This window comes from Ruegeria sp. BC3 (genome assembly GCF_056539265.1).
This window is the reverse complement of record NZ_JBQFUP010000002.1, coordinates 744,372-762,449: the sequence shown is the minus strand read 5'-3', so window position 1 is coordinate 762,449 and position 18,078 is coordinate 744,372. Positions and strand designations below refer to the sequence as shown.

Here is an 18,078-nt window from a genome sequence, read left to right as displayed (position 1 = left end):
AGCCGGAGAGTGGTTATGGGCAATTGGTTTCGTTTCGCAGTGTTCGCGGGAATGGTCTGGGGCGCGCAACCCGCCTTTGCGACACCGGGAACGGTGCTTGACTGGACAGACCTGCCGGATCCGTCCGTTCAGGTCTTTGAAGACCCCTATCGCGATCTTGGTCCGGAACAGTTCGATGATCTCCTTTACGTCGTTCGCTTGCGCGGCAGGCTGCAGCAGGATGCTGGCAGCGCTGAGGACAGGCAGAAATGGCAGGAGCTTTTGACCGAGACCGAGGACGCCTTGGCGGACGGCGGGATTGATGTCGACTGGCTGTTGGATCAGCGAGAGGTCGTGACCGAACGGCGCAGAAAGGCGGGCACCTATGGAAACCCGCAGATCGACGGTCAAACAGTCACTGTGGCAGGGTTTGCCATTCCGGCCCCCGCTGATCCGGACGGGCGTCCGGTGGCTTATCTGGTGCCACAGCGCGGGATGTGCAGCCATTTGCCCCCTCCCCCGCCCAACCAGATGATCCGCGTGCGGTTGAACGACGATTGGACGCCCAGCTATTTCCACGAACCTGTACGTCTAACAGGCGTCCTGACCATCTCACCGTCCGAACAAAGCATGATGGTCGTGGATGGTTTTATGCCCATGCACGCGACCTTTCAGCTGGACACGGAGAGCGTTGAAACGCTGGAAACGCAGGGCGATCAACTGGAATGGAGCGACAGCGCGGCTGACCGCTTTCGCGCCGCACGACAACGTAAAACAGGCGGAGCACAAACATCCCAATGATAAGGCCCCTGATTGCTGCGCTTTTGACCTTTGCAACTGTCCAAGCGGCCTCGGCCCAAGGTCTTTCGGGGCCTTCCTCTGTCGGGGCCGAACTTGAACCCGGAGACGGCTTGACCGATCCGCAATATCGATCGGACTTTCCACGCAACATCGCGCCGGGTTGGTTCAATTGGAAGGATCGGTTGGCTGAAAACGGGTTCCGTTTCAGCTTTGACTATCTGGCACTGGGCCAAACGTCGGATGCCGATCTTGGAACAGGCGAAGCGGCTGGCGGTATCGCTAGGTTTTACGGAAACTGGCAGGCGACTGAGCGTGGCTCTGTGACGTTCAAGATCGAGCACAGGCACAGTTATACGGATGTGGCCCCTCAGTTCCTTGGACTAAATGGAGGGGCTTTGTCGATCACGGGGACGGCGTTCAACGACTCCGGGCTGCTTCTTACCAACCTGTTTTGGACGCAAAGGGCCAGCAACGGAGCATGGACCCTTCAGATCGGGCAGATCGACGTGACGGATTTCGTTGATATCTATGGTCTTGTCAGCCCTTACAGCGGGTTTCAAAACCTCGCGTTCAACACCAACCCAACGATCAATACACCAAATCAAGGCTTGGGTATTGCCGGGGGCCTGAAGCTCAACAACAACCTGTACCTTGTGGCCAGTTTGGCCGATGCAAACGCTGACCCGTCCGATCCCAACTTTGACGTTTTCAGTGACGGTAACCTCTTTAAATCTCTGGAACTTGGGTACACGTCGGGGTTTGATCGTATCTACTTTGACAACATCCATCTGACGCTTTGGCATGCCGATGCCGCCGACGATGGCTCGCGCGCCAAAGACTATGGCGGGGCGTTTTCAGCCGCTTGGTTCATCGACAATAAGTGGATGCCGTTTTTTCGCGCGGGGGTGTCCAAGGGAACTGCAGCGCTTTATCAGCGATCGGTTTCCACCGGCATAGGTTATTATGGTCGAAACACCGATCTTGCCGGGGTGGGCCTGAACTGGGCCGAAGCGCGCGGGATCAGCGGTGATCAGTTCACTGTTGAGGCTTTTTATCGTTTCTCGATCTCACCGGGTCTGCAGATCACGCCGTCTGTGCAGTTCATCTCAAACCCGCTGCAAAACCCGGATCAGGACAGTATCGCACTGTTCGGCCTTAGAACCCGCATTGTGTTCTAAGGCCGCCGAAGCGCACTGCCAAAAACCCTTCGACTTTATTGCAGCGACAAGGGCAACTCATTTCTTTCCCGCAACAATACGGTCAAGGATGAGCGCGCAGAACAGAATTGCCAGACCAGCCAGAATACCCTGACCCGCCGCAGCGTATTGCAGCGCTTCCAGCACGTCTTCGCCCAGGCCCTTGGCACCGATCAGTGATGCGACAACAACCATGGCCAGCGACATCAGAATGGTTTGGTTCACCCCTGCCATGATGGTCTTGCGCGCCAACGGCAGATCAACTCTCCACAACAGGTACCGTGGTGTCGCGCCAAAGGCCAATGCAGCCTCGCGCACTGTCTCGGGCACTTGCTGCAGGCCCAGAACAGTGAAGCGGATGACAGGCGGGCTGCCGAAGATCATCGTCGCCACGACGCCAGCAGGTTTGCCGGACCCGATGAAAGCGACAACCGGGATCAGGTACACGAATGACGGCATCGACTGCATGAAGTCCAGAATTGGTCGCACAATCGCAAATGCGCGCGGACGGCGTGCGCAATAGATACCAAGCGGTATGCCCAGCGTGATCGAGATCAGCGCCGCAGCCCCCAGCAAGGCGATTGTTGTCATTGCCTTTTCCCAGAAATCCAGCAGCCCGAGATAGGCCAGCGCGGCACCGGTGAAGATCGCGACGCGCGGCCCTGCGGAAAGGTAAGCCAGCATGATGATCACGAGCGCGACCACCGGCCACGGCGTGTCGACCAGAACCACCTCGATCCAGTCCAGCAGCGTGCGCATTCCATAGGTCAGCCCGTCAAAAAAGCCGCGGCCTGCGGTCTTTGCCCACTCAAACACAGCCTGCACGCCGTCGCCGACATTCAGCCGCCAATCGCGGTTTGTCGGGAATGTTTTCAGTATGGCCAGCGCGTCCGGTTGCGCGAATTTGATTGTCGACAACACGACAACAACCAGCGTCAGCGCAGAGGCAACGACCATCCGGGTCACTGACCATCCATGCGCCACGCTGGAATCCGACCGCCAACGCGCGAACTGGCCTTCCAAAGTCCAGTTCGCCAGCGAGGCCGCCAGAAACTTGACCGCCAGCAGCAAAACGATGCCAACAGCCAGATAGGTGATGCCGGTGGAATCTGCGTTCTGGGCGGCTTCCTGCGCTCCGACCAATGCGCTTTCCAGCGACTCGGCCGCGCGCTTGAGTGAATCCAGTGACGCAGCACCGGACTGTTCTGCCGCTTCGATCTGCTGCCGTCGTAGTGACAGGGTTTGTTCAATCTGGTCGGCCCGTTCGCGGAATTCACGACCAAGATCGCCAAACAGACCCAAGCCGATTTGAATATAGGCCAGCGTCTCAAGCACCAGAAAACCCAGGAACCACGACCAGAGGCCACGTGCGCCGAACCAGATCGGACCGAGAATGGCCGCGGCCTTGTTCAGAGTGAACCGATAACCGGGTGCCTGCATCATGTAGGCAAAGGTTTTCTGGTAATAGGCTTGGCTCTGCCCGACAAAATCACCGATCAACCCTTCCAGGCGGTCGGCGGTTTCGGGTTGGACCTGTTGTGCATCAACGTGTTTCATCGTGGTCCCCTTATGCCTGACTGTCCTGGATCGCGCGGATGAGCCCCGCGCGGTTGATAACGCCCACAGTCTTGCCGTCCTGTGTCACCGCCACCACGCCGTGCCCGTCAACACAGAGGGTCATCAGGTCAGACAGGTCCATGTCCGGATGTGCCTCTTTGGCGTCGTCGGGAACCTCGCCATGATGCGCCTCGAACTCGTCGACCGGCTTCATGACCGCGTGGGCGAAAATCATGTTGAGCTTGGAGATGCCGGCGACGAAATCGGCAACATAGTCGTCTGCCGGGTTCAGAATGATCTCTTCCGGCGTTCCGATCTGAACGATGCGCCCATCCTTCATGATCGCGATGCGATGACCGATGCGGATCGCCTCATCGAGGTCATGGGTGATGAACATCGTGGTTTTGTTGAGTTTGTGGCTCAGCTCCATGAACTGGTCCTGCAATTGCTTGCGGATCAGCGGATCGAGGGCCGAAAACGGCTCGTCCATCAGCAGGATTTCCGGGTCCGCAGCAATAGCGCGGGCAAGTCCGACACGCTGTTGCATGCCGCCGGACAGCTCATGGGCGTATTTGTCTTCCCAACCGCTGAGTTCCACCAGTTCAAGAACACGATCGGCTTCTTCCCAGCGGCGTGCCTTGCCAGTGCCGCGAATTTCCAGCGGCATGGCGACATTGTCACGAACGGTTCGGTGGGGCATCAGGCCAAAGTTCTGGAACACCATGGCGACGCGCCGGTTCCGCAAATCGCGCAGGCCCTCATCGTTCAGGCCCATGACATCATCGCCATCCAGATAGATATGACCGTCGGTGGGTTCCAGCAGGCGGTTCACGTGACGCACGAGGGTCGATTTACCCGACCCCGACAGACCCATGACACAAAACAGCTCGCCGCGCTGGATCTCAAAGCTGGCATCAGCCACGCCGACGACGCAGTCGAACTGCTCCAGCACTTCGGCTTTGCTCAGCCCCTCGCTGTGAATGGCTTTCAGCGCTTCCTTTGCGCGTGCGCCGAACACCTTCCACACGCCGCGCGCATCAATTGCGATATCCGCCGTCATACTGGCCCCACTTTGGTCTAGCTTGTAGATTGAGCCCCCGGCACACGGGCCGAGGGCCTTTCGGTATCAGTTGGTTTTCAGGCCAAGCCAGCCGTCGACCGTGTCACCGTTTGCGTTGATCCATTCGGCGACGACCTCATCGGTGTCGCGTCCCTTGACGACGACTTCATAGGTCAGTCCGCTCAGCTGACCGGCATCCATATCGATATTGGCAAGGAAAGACGCCGCAGCCGGGTTGCGCTGTTCCAGCGATTTCGAATGAGCAACGGTCACGGTTTTCACCGGCTCGCCAGTGCTGACATGCGATTTGTTGTACCAATCCGCATCCTGATCCGGCTGAACCATCTTGTAGGTGGCCGCGTCATGCTCGGGTTCTTCCAGAATCGTCACGTCATACAAGGCGTGCACGTAGTGCGGCGCATAGCAGTAGAACGCAGCGCCCTTTTTCTGGTCGATCTGATCCTTGAGGCGGGAATAGAAGACCGTCTCATCCTCGGTGGTGGGTGTCAGAAAGGTTTCTATACCATAGTCGCGCACCCGCACCTTGAAGGTGTTGGTCGAAGCCCAACCGGACGCGCCAACCCAAACCTCGCCCATGCCGTCGCCATCCGAGTCAAACAGCTCTTGCGCCACTGGCGTGGCCAGATCGTAGATTGATTTGATGTTGTGATCCTCGACCATGTAGTTCGGAACACAAATCCCCGCACGGCCTTCGTAGTTGCCCGATGACAGCGCGACGGTGCCCTTCTGATCGACGTATTCGTCTGTGAACGAGGACTGGTTGGGCAACCACACGTCCGGATGCACGTCGATATCCCCGCGCCCGCCGTCCATGGCGGCAAAAATCACCGCATTCGCGCCCGGCGCGTAGCCGACCTCTCCGCCCAATCGCGTTTCGATCACCTGCCCGATGACACGGCTCATGATTTTGGCGCCGGGCCAGCTGGGCTCACCCACCATGACCTTTTCCTGGGCCATTGCCGAAGTGGCCCCCAAGGCCAAGGCCATTGTTGCTGTGAGTGTTGTCAGTCTTTTCATGCCTTTATCTCCCGTTGCGTGGTGTTGGATGCGCCATCAGGCGCGTGCCCGCTTGCGTTGCGGGTCTATGAAAGGAATGTCCGAAACCGTTGCCCCCAGACGTTTCATCCGCCCGTCGAGTTGCCCGATTTCCAGTTCGGTGCCGTTTTCTGCGTGCTCGACCGACAGGCGCGCAATTGCGATCGCGTGCTCTAGCATGGGTGAGCGGGTGGCTGATGTGACGACGCCGACCTGCCGTTCGCCTGCAAAAACCGGAGTGCCGTGTGCCGGCACATCATCGCACCCGATCAATAGCCCTTTGAGAACGCGGCGCGGTTCGCGCGCGTTTCTTTCAAGGGCCGCTTTGCCCGTGAAACTGCTCTTGTTCAGATCGACGGCAAATCCCAGCCCGGCCTCGAATGCATCAATACCCGGCGCGAACTCGGCATTTGCCGCAGCCAGCCCGGCCTCGATCCGGATGATCTCCAGCGCGGCTGAACCCATGGGGGTGACGCCAAACTCTTCACCCGCGCTCATTACCGCGTCCCAGATCGCCACCGCATCGGATTTGGCGCAGAAGATTTCGTAACCCAGCTCGCCGGTGTAGCCTGACCGCGACAGCATGAACGGTGCGCCCTCGCGATCGTTGAGCCGCGCGATTGTGACGCCAAACCACTTCAGTTCATCAAGCGATGGGACATGCGGTTGCGTGAAGGCGATCTTGCGCAGCAGATCGCGCGATTTTGGCCCCTGAATGGCGAGATTTGGCATCGCGTTCTGCACGGCATGCACCCGAACCTGCAGATCCAGTTCCGATGCCAAGGCCTGCAATGTGCGGCCGCTTTCCTCGGACCCGCAGCACCAGCGGAAAAGCTCGGGCGCGAGCCGGAACAAGGTTCCGTCATCGATGACAGACCCGCTTTCGTCGCACATCAGAGTATACGACCCTCGCCAAACCGGCAGTTTGGCCACATTGCGTGTTGTTGCGTGTTGCAGCAGCTTCTCAGCGTCGGGTCCGACAATATCGAATTTGCGCAACCCGCTCATGTCCTGAACCGTGACCCGTTCGCGGCAGGCCCAGTATTCACCCAGCGTCCCATAGGCAGGAAAACTGACAGGCGTCCAAAGGTCACGCGCAGGCGCAAACTGCTGGGTCAAAGGCGCAAGCCGGTCGTGAAACGCGGATTCCTGACTGATCGACATCGGAGCATCTTCCTTTTCACGATAAGCAACCGCACGGCGGATTGGCGTTTCCGGGCGGTAGATGCGGACATGCACATCTGTCGGGTTCCAACCATTGATTGGGTCAATGTCGTCCGGGCAGGCCGTCGAGACGCAGACCAGATCTTCCATCGCGCGCATGACGACGTAGTCGCCGGGGCGAGAGTGAGACTCTTCCGTCAGGATGTGATGCGTTGTTGGATCGATCCACGTGTTCCAGAAAAAGTTGATCGCAGGCCACGCCGAACGACGCGCAACGCCATAAGGCGCCAACGTCTTGGACATATTGTCAGAACAGTTCACGTGACCGGGGAAACCACGTTCTTCATAACCGCGCGCGGTACAGGCCAGGCCAAACGTGTCGTGACGCCCGCACGTGTCCTGAACGACGTTAAGAAGTGGCCGCATCTCTCGATCATAAAATTTGTCCAGCAATCCGGGACCAGGATAGGCGCGGCGCACCATCGATCGTGTTGCAGTCGAGTCGATCATCCACTCGACGCCTTGATCCAAGCCATCCGAGCGCAAGGCCATGAAATCCGAGCATTGCTGCCCTTCGATGTCGATGATCTGAACGAATTCGCCAGCTTTCACTTCGTAGGCCAACCCGGTCCCACGCGGCACGGTGAACTCGTCCCGGGTATCGCCCAGAAGCGGCGGCAACAGAGGGTAATCCGGGTCAGCGTGTTTGTGGGAAACCGTTATACAGCCGCTGTCAGTTCCCTCGATCAAATCGGTAACAGTCACGGATCGGATCAGCCAGATCACCACAGGTCTGTCGGAGCGCAGCACGATGGGCTCGGTCGCTACCGGCAGCCTGCAATTGGGAATGCGTTCCGACTGCCCTCCCCCGTTTGACGCGATCCAGGAAGTAAAACGTTCGCTGCTGAAGGTGTCCGGATCAACTGCCCCGCTGGCCTTCAGGCCCAGACAGGAAAGCGCAGGCTGACCGTTTAGAAAAGCAACGATCTCGAGTGAACTGTGCCCCGAGCTCGCTTCAACCGAAAGCAGGTCGCCTGCGTTAAGCTCAACGCAATCCGCGTCACGCGGCGCAAGCGTTAGTTTCCGGGTGCCAGATTCTTTGGGAAAGCCCGGGAAGCTACGCCCCGGGCTGCTAAACCCAGTATTCGTGAACGCGTGTAGGACGGCCGAACCTTGCATGTCGCTGACGGATTCTCAGTTATGAAACTAGTTACAGAGGTTGATGAAACTAGTTTCATATGTCAACACTTTCGTTAGAAATCGGAAAACAGGTGCAAAATCAGGTGACGCAAAAAGACCCGACGCCAAAAAAGCGTGCAAACCTTCGAGACGTTGCAAAAGCTGCGGGCGTATCTGTTGCCACGGTGTCTCGGGTTCTGAATGAACCGGGTCTTGTCAAAAAAGACACGCTGGACCGCGTTCAAAAGGCAATCACTGAGCTTCGCTTCGTTCCAAGCGCTGCTGCAAGGGCAATCAACTCTGGTCGCACGCGTTTTGTCGGAGCATTGGTGCCTACTTTGGACAATGCAATTTTTGCCCGTTTTCTTGCCGCGCTGGAACGAAAGCTCTCGGAAAATGACCTTTCACTTGTCGTCGCCACAACAGAGTCCGATCTGGAGGTCGAAGCCAAGAAAGCGAAGGGCCTTGTCGATATTGGTGCAGAAGGGTTGATCGTTACCGGAGCGGCACATACCGCCGAGTTCCACGATTTGTTGGATCGTACAATGATCCCCACGATCATCACGTCGTATTTTGATGACGCCAGTGCCTTGCCGACGATTGGCTATGACAACAAGGCAGCAGCGCAGTTGGCTTTGCGGCACCTCATCGAACTTGGGCATCGGCAAATCGCAGTCGTACATGGCCCGGTTCACAACAACGACCGGACATTCGCCCGCCTCTCGGGGCTGCGCGAAATAGACTGGGAAGGTCAGCTTACAACAGTCGAGACCGAGATCAGCCTCCGTGGCGGAACAGAAGCTGCTGCACGTATTCTAAGCTATCCGACCAAACCCGATGCCATCCTGTGCCTTTCGGATGTCGTCGCGCTAGGGGTTCTGTTTGGCCTGCAGTCCAAAGGAATAAGCGTACCAGAAGAAGTATCCTTGATGGGACTGGACGATTTGCCAAGCTCTGCTTGTTCGGTGCCTTCCTTAACAACGGTGCACCTTCCTGTTTCCCGGATGGGAGAAAGGGCAGCCGTTGCTTTGGAGCGGTGGATTTCCATTCAAGAAAAACCAAGAGCTGAAAGACTGGAAGTCAGGCTGATCGAGAGAGGCTCAACCATAGCAAAGGTAGATCACAGCAGGTGAGTCTTGGGCCCTCGCCAAGGTTTGTATTGGTTGTCTAAGCGCAGGGAAAATTCCGATTTGCACGGCGCGCCCGACAGCGGGGCTCTGTGACCAATCCTTAGACGTTGGCCACCGCTGACCAGCGGGTGTGTATCAGAATTCATGTGTTGTGACGGCCGGTATGGGCACCCGCCGTCACATGTGCATTGTTAGACTTGGCGTCGATGCTGCTACGTCATGTACCGGCTGACGCGGCTTTGGAAATAGGTCAGCGGAGATTCCGCGCCCGCCCCATTTGCCAGATCGGTTACGCCGTATTTCGGTGAGCCCAGCGAACGTTGCATTTTTTCGGCGACGTAGACGTCTTCGGTCTGGAAGTCATTCGTTTCCAACGGGTGTTTGGTCCAGTGCGAAGACTTGATCATGCCGCTCTTCTTGTCATAACCGGGGATGTCCTTGACCGACCCACGCATCGACATCCATGACTTGGCAGCCCAGACGCGTGCGTGCAACAAGGTAACTTCGGCGCTGACGGGCTCCATCACCGACACCGAGAAGGACCAGGGGTTGGCCACGATCAGTGTTGTCGGAAACAGCATATACACGCCGCCGTACCCTTCTTTCTCGGCATGGGGGATCTTTTTGGAGCGCCACTTGTCCATGTTGCGCGTGACAAAGTTTGGCGTTCTGGACCGGGCCATACCGTTTTCCGTCGAATACCAGACCTGATTGTCGCCATACGCGTCCCAGATGTTTTTATCCTGGGTCGGGCCGCCAAGCGTGTGCTCATGCAGATAGGCCAGGTGGTATCCGTCGATGGCGTTTTCGAAGAATACCTTCCAGTTGCATTGCATCTCGTAGGTGACGATCTCGCCGAAATCCACCATTTCCTTGCTGTTGATGTCATGCGGCCAGACCACATCCTGTACACCACCTAGCCAATCAGAGACGTTCTGGTCGGGTTCAGGATTGACGAACACCATTCCTTTGAAAACGCCAACGGACGCGCGGTGCAGGCCATTGGCTTTCTTATCCAGATCAGGGAAACAGCTTTTCTGATCAGGCACCCCGCGCAAAGCACCGTCCAGGCCAAAGGTCCAGCGGTGGTAAGGACAAACAATCGTCTTACCGGTGTTGCCGCAGCCGCGATCCACCAGCTCGGTCCCTCGGTGCCGACAAATGTTGTGAAACGCCCGCAGTTCTCCGTCGGTTCCGCGAATGGCCAGCAACGTGTAGCGTCCGACCTTGGCGGTGATGTAGTCGCCTGAATTTACTAGGTCTGTCTCGAGGCCAGCAAAACCCCATGTTCTTGAAAACAGGTCGCGATTTTCCCGCGCGAACCATTCCTCCGAAGTATAAGCTTCGGGTTTGAGAATCTGGAATGCCTCCTCCGGCATTTTGTCTTGATCAAGCATGTGTGGTTTTCCTCGAAGTGCTATCAGAACCCATATTGTCTTTTTAGACAATTAAAGTCACTAGTCGATGCTTTGAACATCAAAAGACCGACACTCGCCCCGCGAAGTAAGGCTTTTTTGAGGATCAACTGGAATTGTCTGGCTTGTTCATGATGCAGGCGCAGCTTCTGGCCGCTGTCATGCACGATAACAAAGGCAGCGTTCTGAGTGTCCGTCACCTTATGCTCGGGCGTCTATCCCAGCAGCTTCAGTGAACGAACAGCAACGAAATTGACCCCACAAGGATCAGGCTCAACGCCCAAACAACGTCCAGATTGAACCACCCTTTTGAGAGAAAACGCAGGCCCAGCCAGTGGTACACTCCAAACGCAAGAATACCGCCCGAGGCCGTCATGGCCAGGGTGTGTACCAAGGCAACACCAACAGCGATTTTAGCGTTTCCAGTCATCAGATCAGCGGCCGCTGCATGGCCCGGGTCCGTGGCGATCGTGCGACAGATGCCAAGATAGATCGGAACCAGCATCAGCCCCGCACCATGTGCCATCGCGGCCAAAAACGACCAGAGCGCCAGCCGCGACGGAGGGACCCGCGCAAGGATCCGCGGGTGACGCCGGTTGAACAACAGATAGACGCCCAGTCCGATCACGAGACAGGCTGCGAAGATCTGAATCTCTCGCTGCCATTCGGCCAGAAACAGCAGCGCGGTAAAGGGAAACAGAATGGCGCCCATCGCCACCAGATGCCCGGCCGCCAGCGCGATCAACGCCTTGAACAGACTGTTGCGGCTTTTGTCCATCAGCGCCGCGGACACGGCCAGGGGCCAACCCATACCTGGATTGACCCCGTGATATATGCCCGAGGCGACAACAGCCCACCACAGGGCTGTTGCCGTGTCTAATCCGTCCACGCGTCAGACAGACGGGTAGCAGAAGCTGTCGGTTGAGCAGTCTCCGCCTTCCAGGCGGATCTGGTGGCTGCGATAGCCTTTGGGGAACTCGACATAGAAATCCTTGTCCAGTTCCAGACCACCGTTTTCCCCGACATTGGCCATGACCATTTGCCCGCCCTCATCGTCCGGGTAGAACTGATCGTCCCAGGTCGAATACAGCGAGTTGGTCCAGTAGACCCGTTTGCCGTCCCGGCTGATCTCAACCATCTGGGGGCCGTAAACAAAATCCTTGCCGTTCGGGTGTTTCGCCCCGCGCGCAATCCCGCCAAGCTCGACCTTGCCGGTCAGCTTGGGGTTCATCGGGTCAGAGACATCATATTGATGCATTTCACCCTGACCCCAACAGGCGACGTAGAGGTACCTGTCATCCAGGCTCAGGTCGATGTCGGTGACCAACGGAGGTACGGCCTCAAATCCCTGCAACAGAGGCGGAAGGTTCTCGGCCTTCTCAGGTCGCGGATCAATCGTGATCGTCTTTTTCGCCTCGAAGGTTCCGTCATCCTTTTGCCACCACGTGAAAATTGCGCCCTGCAGGTTTGTTGTGTCCACGACGACACCGCAGAATCCATAATCCTTTGCCGGATCATGAGCGGGCCGAATTTCCAGAGCCATCTGGTGGTTCTCACCCAGATCAATGGTTTGCACGTTACGACGTTCGCGCAGGTTCCAGAAATGGATCTTGTGACCGTATTTATTGGACAGCAAATCCTCGGCCACGATCCCGTTTTCGAACTGCGGCGGCAGCCCCCATTCGGAACTCACCATGTAGTCGCGCGGAAGATTCCACCAGAAATCATAGTGCTTGTCCTGTTCCCCGCGGTCCATCTCGTAGCGGCCAAGGATATCAAAGGTCTCGCAGTCCATGATGAAAATGCCCGGAGGACCATCTGTGCCATCGGCCCCACCGCCGCCGAGTGTCGAAACATAAATCCCTTCGGGACCGCAGTGGATTGTGTGCGGGCGGGAATAGCCCGTTTTGGCGAACACCTCTTCAGGTTCGATGATCTTGTGAATCTTCGCCTTCAGGGGTTCCTTCACGTCGATCACGTAGATGCGCGAGGACCGGATACCCGGTACGATCAGATACCTGCGTTCCAGAAAGGCATGCCCGGTCAGGGGCGAAAGCGCAGAAGAGCACGCGTTCCATCCAAAGTGATGAAACTCATCACCCTTGTTGGGCATGATAAGCTGATGGACGATCTGGCCGTAGGTCTTTGATTTCGGGTCAACGTCCACAACGGCCAGGCCATCCGGCTGTGAGCCGTCCGGACTGAGCATCATTGTGAATGCAAGCGTTTCCGCTGGTGCCTCCATAGCAAGTTTCGGAGTTGCGTGAAAAGTCGGGTCAGGTCTCAGGTTCATAACTGGCTCCTCCCAGGCCGCGGGCGCCAGATCTGAATCACGTTCCGTCTGGTATCGCCCGGAACACAGAATGCCACATATTCAAGATTCGCAGAAACGCCACGGCTTCAGAGCCCTGTTTCGACCCTTGGAAACGGCATGCTTTTGCTTAGGCAGACACCCAATTTAGGAACGCGACAGCCGAAGATTTGTCCGTTGCGCGCGACATCAGGCAACCGTAGTACCCGCGCTGTGTTTCGATACGTCGGCTTGTGATGGGGGCAAGCTGGCCGAGGTCGAAATGATCCTGCAACAGCGTCTCCCACCCCAGGATGACACCATCGCCGTTCAATGCCGCCTGCAGATAGACCATGAAGCTGGTGAATTTCTGATCGGTCGTGGGCGGTCGTACAGAAATGCCCGTGCCATCAAAAAAGGTTGCCCAGTCGTTGCCGTGTATACCCATCGTCAGACACAGAAGGTTTTGCTGGGCAAGTGCCTCAAGGTCGTCACCGATTGAGGCCGCAAGGGCGGGCTTTGCGACGGCAACCATAGTCTCGTGAAAGATCGGGGCCTTGTGCGAACCCGGTAAGCGGTCCAGATGATTGAAGGCAATCACGACATCCGTATCTGTGTCATAGGCGTCATTCTGATCCCTTGAGATCAACTCGATCGAGATATTCGGGTGCAAGGCGCGAAACTCGGGCAATCGCTTCATCAGATAACAACTGGCAAAGCCAATGGTCGTGTTGACGGAAACACATGATTGGTCCGGTCGCTGGCGTACCTGTTCCAGTGCGCTGCTGACCTGCATGATACCACCCGAAAGTGCGCGGTAAAGGACCTCACCTTCCCGCGTGAGCGTTGCAAAGGGCCGGGTTCGTTGCAAAAGTTTGATTCCCAGCTCGGATTCCAACTCGGCCACCCGGCGACTGATCGCGGGCTGCTGAACATTCATCTCGCGCGCTGCACGCGTGAAGTTTCGATGCCGTGCGACTGACTCAAAAGCGGTCAGAAGCTTCCAGTTCAAGGCCGCCATTCTATTCCCCCATGGAATGGGAATTATAAGGTTTTCCGACGTTCCCCTGATGAATAGGGCAAAATAGTCTTCTTCAAAAGTCCCATCATTCCTATCGGAGTGAACAATGAATCCGCAAAAAACGCGCTTGCCGCACGTGTCACCCGAAAGGTTTCCGTCATGAAATCCTGGGCGGCCGTGATGTACGGCAAGGCAGAACCTCTTGTCGTGGAAACGTTGGATTTGGCCCCGCCGCGCAAAGGCGAGGTGTTGGTTCGCATGGGGGCGGCCGGGGTTTGCCATTCCGACTACCACGTGATCTCAGGTCAGGCCAACCATGAGTTGCCGGTTGTCTTGGGTCATGAAGGTGCCGGTCAGGTGGTCCGACTGGGTGAAGGGGTGCGTGATCTTTCCGTCGGCGACCACGTCGTGCTGAGCTGGATCCCCTATTGCGGCGATTGCTTCTTTTGCAGGCATGAGCAAACCCACCTGTGCAAGACCTACGAAGCGCCGCTTTGGGACGGCACGATGATGGACGGGACATGCCGGTTTTCCAATTCAGATGGTCCGGTGCGCCACCTGTCGATGCTGGCCTGCTGGGCGGATCATGTGGTGGTGCCCCAGGAAAGCTGCGTCCGCATCGACAAATCCGTCCCGTTCGAGGTTGCCGCCTTGCTGGGTTGTGCAATTACGACAGGCGTTGGGGCCGTGCTGAACCGCGCTCGGGTCAAGCCACGATCAACGGTTGCCGTCATCGGCGCGGGCGGTGTTGGCCTGTCGATCATCATGGGCGCGAAACTGGCTGGCGCGGGCAGGATCATTGCAATTGACGCCTCGCCTGATGCCGAAGCCAAAGCGCGTGATCTGGGGGCCACGGATTTCATCCTTGCTGACGTGGATGTCGGTGCCTGTATCAAAGAAATGACGGCGCACGGCGCGGATCATGTGTTTGAGGCTGTCGGGAAACGCGCCCTGCAACGGGCTGCGTTGGAATACTGCCGCCCCGGCGGGCAGGTGACTTTTGTTGGACTGGATGCCAATGACGCAACCATGGACCTGCCCACAACAGATATTACCCGGGCCGAGATCACTGTAACCGGCTCTATCTTTGGGTCGGCCTGCACAACGCGCGATTTTGCGGCCTATGCGCAGCACTATTTGAACGGCGATCTGCCAATCGACCAATTGATCGGGCGGCGCTATCGGCTTGATCAGATCAATGAAGCCATTGCTGACATGCTGGCTGGAAAGGCGGGGCGTGGCGTAATCCTGTTCGATGAGGTCGCGCATGGCTGAGCGGAGCGAAGGAGCCTTTTTCGCGGGCGAGATGCCGAGCATGCCGGGATCGCAAACCGTTTCAGGCGCTGAGCCAGCCCTGATCAGGTTGGCCCGCTTTGTTGCCAAAGATCCGCTGGACGCGGATCCCGACACACTCGCCATTTTGCGCAATGGTGTGATTGACACCTTGGGCTGCATCCATGCCGGGCTGCAAACAGATGTCGCGCGCCTTACGCGAGAGGGTGTTCGGGCCCTGGCCGCGGCTGGTCCTGCGACCGTGATCGGAACGGACATGACAACCGCCCGACCTCAGGCCGCATTCCTGAACGCGGTCGCGGGGCACGCGCTAGACTTTGACGATTGGGAAATTCCGGGCAACGCGCACCCGACCGCGGTTCTGTTGCCTGCTTTGCTGGCGGTGGCCGGACCGCAGACCAACGGAGCGGAGCTTGCGCGGGCCTACCTTGCGGGTTTCGAAGTGATCGCACGGTTGGGCGAGGCGATGAATTTCCAGCACTACGATGCCGGCTGGCATTCCACCGCAACGCTGGGTGCCCCGGCCGCCGCCGCGGCCTGTGCACGCTTGATGGGATTGTCGGTGGCGGAAACGACACATGCCATGTCTTTCGCCATCAGTTCGGCCAGCGGGTATACCTGCCAGTTTGGCTCTCATGCAAAGCCAATTCAGGCGGGTTTTGCAGCCCGCGCCGGCGTTGAAGCAGCGTGCCTTGCCCAGGCAGGCTTGACCGGCCAGCCGCATGTTTTGGACCACGCAAGAGGCAGCGCGGCGTTGATGGGCGGATTGAATTCTGACCGTATGAACGCCGCCCTCGATAAGCTCGGCACCAGCTATGCCCTAACCGAACATGGGTTGGTTCTGAAGCCTTGGCCAAGCTGTGGATATACGCATCGCCTCATGACCTGCGCGGTGCGCATGAATAAGAGGTTTTCGCCTGACAGGATCAAGCAGGTCGATCTGCATCTTCCGGATTTCCACGCTGCCGTGCTGCCCTTTGGCCAGCCGTCGAACCGCGCCGAGGCGTTATTCAGCGCGCCTTTTGTTGTGGCGATGGGGGTTCTGCGTGGTGGGCTGACGCTGTCCGATCTTGAGGCCGGAGTTTGGGACGACCCCGAGGTGGCCGGTCTTATCGCGAAAACCAAAGTGCATGCCTTTGCGCCAATCCGCCCTGACCTGAACTATTCGGAAAATGACCCTGACCGCATCGTTGTTTCGCTGACGGATGGAACGGTCATCCGGGACACCTGCGCCTATCCTTTGGGTGCGCCACAGGCACCCATGAGCAACGCTCAGATTTGGGAGAAATTCCATGCCAATACCGGTCCGCACTCGGATGCGTGGGCGGCCAAGTTGCGCAACTGGCCAGAACATCCGGGCATTGCCGCACTTTTGACCCACCAAGGAGACCCGTGATGAGCAGATCAAGATCAGGCCGCGCGGCACGGCACGCCGAACGTCAAGGCGGCGCTGGTTCGGGGCCTAGCGAGGCCATCTGGCCCGGCATTGAAGGCGGGCGTTATCGTCCGATCCCGGCCCACGGGATCGAAGCCATCCACCAGACCGCCTTGCGTATTCTGGCCGAGGTCGGGTTGGCCAGCGCAACGCCGCGCTGCATTGAAACGATCACAGCTGCAGGTGGGTCCGTTTCCAAGGCTGGCAGATTGTTGTTTCCGCCAGAGCTTGTCGAACGCACGCTGGAAACTGCGGGCCGCGGGTTCAAGCTGTTTGGACAGCGCCCGGAATATGACCTTGATCCAAGCGGGACGCGTATTCATCTGGGCACCTCGGGCGCGGCAGTTCATATCGTCGATAGCAAGACGGGCCAGATACGGGACAGCACTCTGGCCGATCTGCACGACATGGCCCGACTGGCACAGGCGCTGCCGAACATCCACATGTTCCAACGCACGGTCGTGGCGCGCGACATCGAAGATACGCATGCGATGGAGTTGAATACGGCCTATGCCTGCGCCGCCGGGACGGCCAAGCCGATTGGTACATCCTTCAGTTCCGTCTCAACCATGCAGTCGGCGGTTGAGATGTTCCATATGATCGCAGGCGGTGAACAGGCATGGCGCGCGCGGCCCTTCTGTTGTGTTTCCACCTGTTTTGTCGTGCCGCCCCTTACGTTTGCCGAAGAAGCGCTTGGCATCATCGAATGCGCTGCAGAAACCGGCACGCCGCTGAAACTTGTCTCGGCAGGTCAGGCCGGGGCAACCAGCCCTGCCCCGCTTGCGGGCGCGGTCGCCCAGCAAACGGCCGAAGTGCTGGCCGGGCTGCTCTATGTGAACCTGCTGAACCCCGGGCACCCCGCACTTTTTGGCGCTTTGCCCTTTGTCAGCGATCTGCGCACGGGGGCCATGTCCGGCGGCAGCGCCGAGCAAGGTGTATTGATGGCGGCCTGCGCCCAGATGGCGCAATACTACGGCATCCCCTGCGCCGTCAGCGCAGGTATGACGGACAGCAAAATGCCCGACTTTCAGGCAGGGTACGAAAAGGGCATCACCGAGCTTCTCAGCGCGTTGGCGGGCGCGAACCTGATCTACGAGGCGGCGGGCATGTACGGGTCACTACTGGCGGCCAGCAAGGAGAGCTTTGTTCTGGACAACGACATGATCGGTTCGGTCATGCGAGCGACGCGCGGTTTTGAGATAAACGAAGACGCCTTGGCCTTTGACGTCATCCGCGAGGTTTGCCTGAACGGGCCCGGCCATTTCCTGGGCAGCGGGCAGACCTTGGGACGCATGCAGAGCGACTATTTCTACCCCGACCTTGCAGATCGTGCGACGCCGCAGGCCTGGGCGGATGCCGGCGCGCCATCGACACTTGAAGCCGCACGCAAGCGGACCGAAGAAATCCTGTTCCGAGATGCCAATCCAGTCTTTGGAGCTGAAACAACAGCCGCCATCTTTCTGCGGTTTCCTGAGATTTCGGCAAGATGGGGCTGAGGTCCC

Annotated in this window: 14 protein-coding genes; 6 read left to right on the top strand and 8 right to left on the bottom strand. The window is 58.1% G+C overall.

Annotated features, from left to right (window positions below; all coding sequences use genetic code 11):
• The first annotated feature begins 15 nt into the window (after positions 1-15).
• Positions 16-780 (top strand): DUF3299 domain-containing protein, encoded by a 765-nt coding sequence (locus ACR0MV_RS08775; protein WP_480701839.1) that lies wholly within the window; start codon positions 16-18, stop codon positions 778-780.
• On the top strand, positions 777-1,958 hold the full coding sequence (locus ACR0MV_RS08770) for a carbohydrate porin (RefSeq protein ID WP_480701838.1): 1,182 nt from the start codon (positions 777-779) through the stop codon (positions 1,956-1,958). Before ACR0MV_RS08775 ends, ACR0MV_RS08770 begins: the two co-directional genes overlap by 4 nt.
• A 57-nt stretch (positions 1,959-2,015) precedes the next feature.
• On the opposite strand, the gene ACR0MV_RS08765 is transcribed toward ACR0MV_RS08770, so the two are convergent.
• From ACR0MV_RS08765 to ACR0MV_RS08750, 4 genes are all read right to left on the bottom strand, one after another.
• Complete coding sequence (locus ACR0MV_RS08765) at positions 2,016-3,533, bottom strand: ABC transporter permease (protein WP_480701837.1); 1,518 nt, start codon at positions 3,531-3,533, stop codon at positions 2,016-2,018.
• Between the two features lie 10 nt (positions 3,534-3,543).
• Positions 3,544-4,593 (bottom strand): quaternary amine ABC transporter ATP-binding protein, encoded by a 1,050-nt coding sequence (locus ACR0MV_RS08760; RefSeq protein WP_480701836.1) that lies wholly within the window; start codon positions 4,591-4,593, stop codon positions 3,544-3,546.
• 66 nt (positions 4,594-4,659) lie between these two features.
• On the bottom strand, positions 4,660-5,631 hold the full coding sequence (locus ACR0MV_RS08755; RefSeq protein ID WP_480701835.1) for an ABC transporter substrate-binding protein: 972 nt from the start codon (positions 5,629-5,631) through the stop codon (positions 4,660-4,662).
• A gap of 36 nt (positions 5,632-5,667) precedes the next feature.
• Complete coding sequence (locus ACR0MV_RS08750) at positions 5,668-7,623, bottom strand: DUF1989 domain-containing protein (RefSeq protein WP_367647650.1); 1,956 nt, start codon at positions 7,621-7,623, stop codon at positions 5,668-5,670.
• Between the two features lie 473 nt (positions 7,624-8,096).
• Here ACR0MV_RS08750 and ACR0MV_RS08745 point away from each other — a divergent pair, with 473 nt between their 5' ends.
• Positions 8,097-9,125, top strand: coding sequence for a LacI family DNA-binding transcriptional regulator (locus ACR0MV_RS08745; protein ID WP_480701834.1), 1,029 nt, complete (start codon positions 8,097-8,099; stop codon positions 9,123-9,125).
• A 209-nt stretch (positions 9,126-9,334) separates the two neighbouring features.
• Here ACR0MV_RS08745 and ACR0MV_RS08740 read toward each other — a convergent pair whose 3' ends face one another.
• The 4 genes from ACR0MV_RS08740 to ACR0MV_RS08725 form a co-directional block, all read right to left on the bottom strand.
• Positions 9,335-10,519 (bottom strand): aromatic ring-hydroxylating oxygenase subunit alpha, encoded by a 1,185-nt coding sequence (locus ACR0MV_RS08740; protein WP_480701833.1) that lies wholly within the window; start codon positions 10,517-10,519, stop codon positions 9,335-9,337.
• A gap of 247 nt (positions 10,520-10,766) precedes the next feature.
• Positions 10,767-11,426: a hypothetical protein gene (locus tag ACR0MV_RS08735; RefSeq protein ID WP_480701832.1), complete on the bottom strand. Its 660-nt coding sequence runs from the start codon at positions 11,424-11,426 to the stop codon at positions 10,767-10,769.
• A 3-nt stretch (positions 11,427-11,429) separates the two neighbouring features.
• The gene (locus tag ACR0MV_RS08730) at positions 11,430-12,830 is read right to left on the bottom strand and encodes a selenium-binding protein SBP56-related protein (protein WP_480701831.1); all 1,401 of its coding nucleotides are present in this window, start codon (positions 12,828-12,830) and stop codon (positions 11,430-11,432) included.
• A gap of 148 nt (positions 12,831-12,978) precedes the next feature.
• A complete protein-coding gene (locus tag ACR0MV_RS08725) occupies positions 12,979-13,848 on the bottom strand; it encodes a LysR family transcriptional regulator (RefSeq protein ID WP_480701830.1) in 870 nt (289 codons plus the stop codon).
• A gap of 159 nt (positions 13,849-14,007) precedes the next feature.
• On the opposite strand from ACR0MV_RS08725, the gene ACR0MV_RS08720 reads away from it, so the two are divergent.
• From ACR0MV_RS08720 to ACR0MV_RS08710, 3 genes are read left to right on the top strand one after another with little or no spacing between them, the layout of a single operon-like run.
• Positions 14,008-15,123 (top strand): zinc-binding dehydrogenase, encoded by a 1,116-nt coding sequence (locus ACR0MV_RS08720; protein ID WP_480701829.1) that lies wholly within the window; start codon positions 14,008-14,010, stop codon positions 15,121-15,123.
• A complete protein-coding gene (locus ACR0MV_RS08715) occupies positions 15,116-16,537 on the top strand; it encodes an MmgE/PrpD family protein (RefSeq protein WP_480701828.1) in 1,422 nt (473 codons plus the stop codon). Before ACR0MV_RS08720 ends, ACR0MV_RS08715 begins: the two co-directional genes overlap by 8 nt.
• A complete protein-coding gene (locus ACR0MV_RS08710; protein WP_480701827.1) occupies positions 16,537-18,072 on the top strand; it encodes a trimethylamine methyltransferase family protein in 1,536 nt (511 codons plus the stop codon). Before ACR0MV_RS08715 ends, ACR0MV_RS08710 begins: the two co-directional genes overlap by 1 nt.
• Positions 18,073-18,078 lie beyond the last annotated feature (6 nt).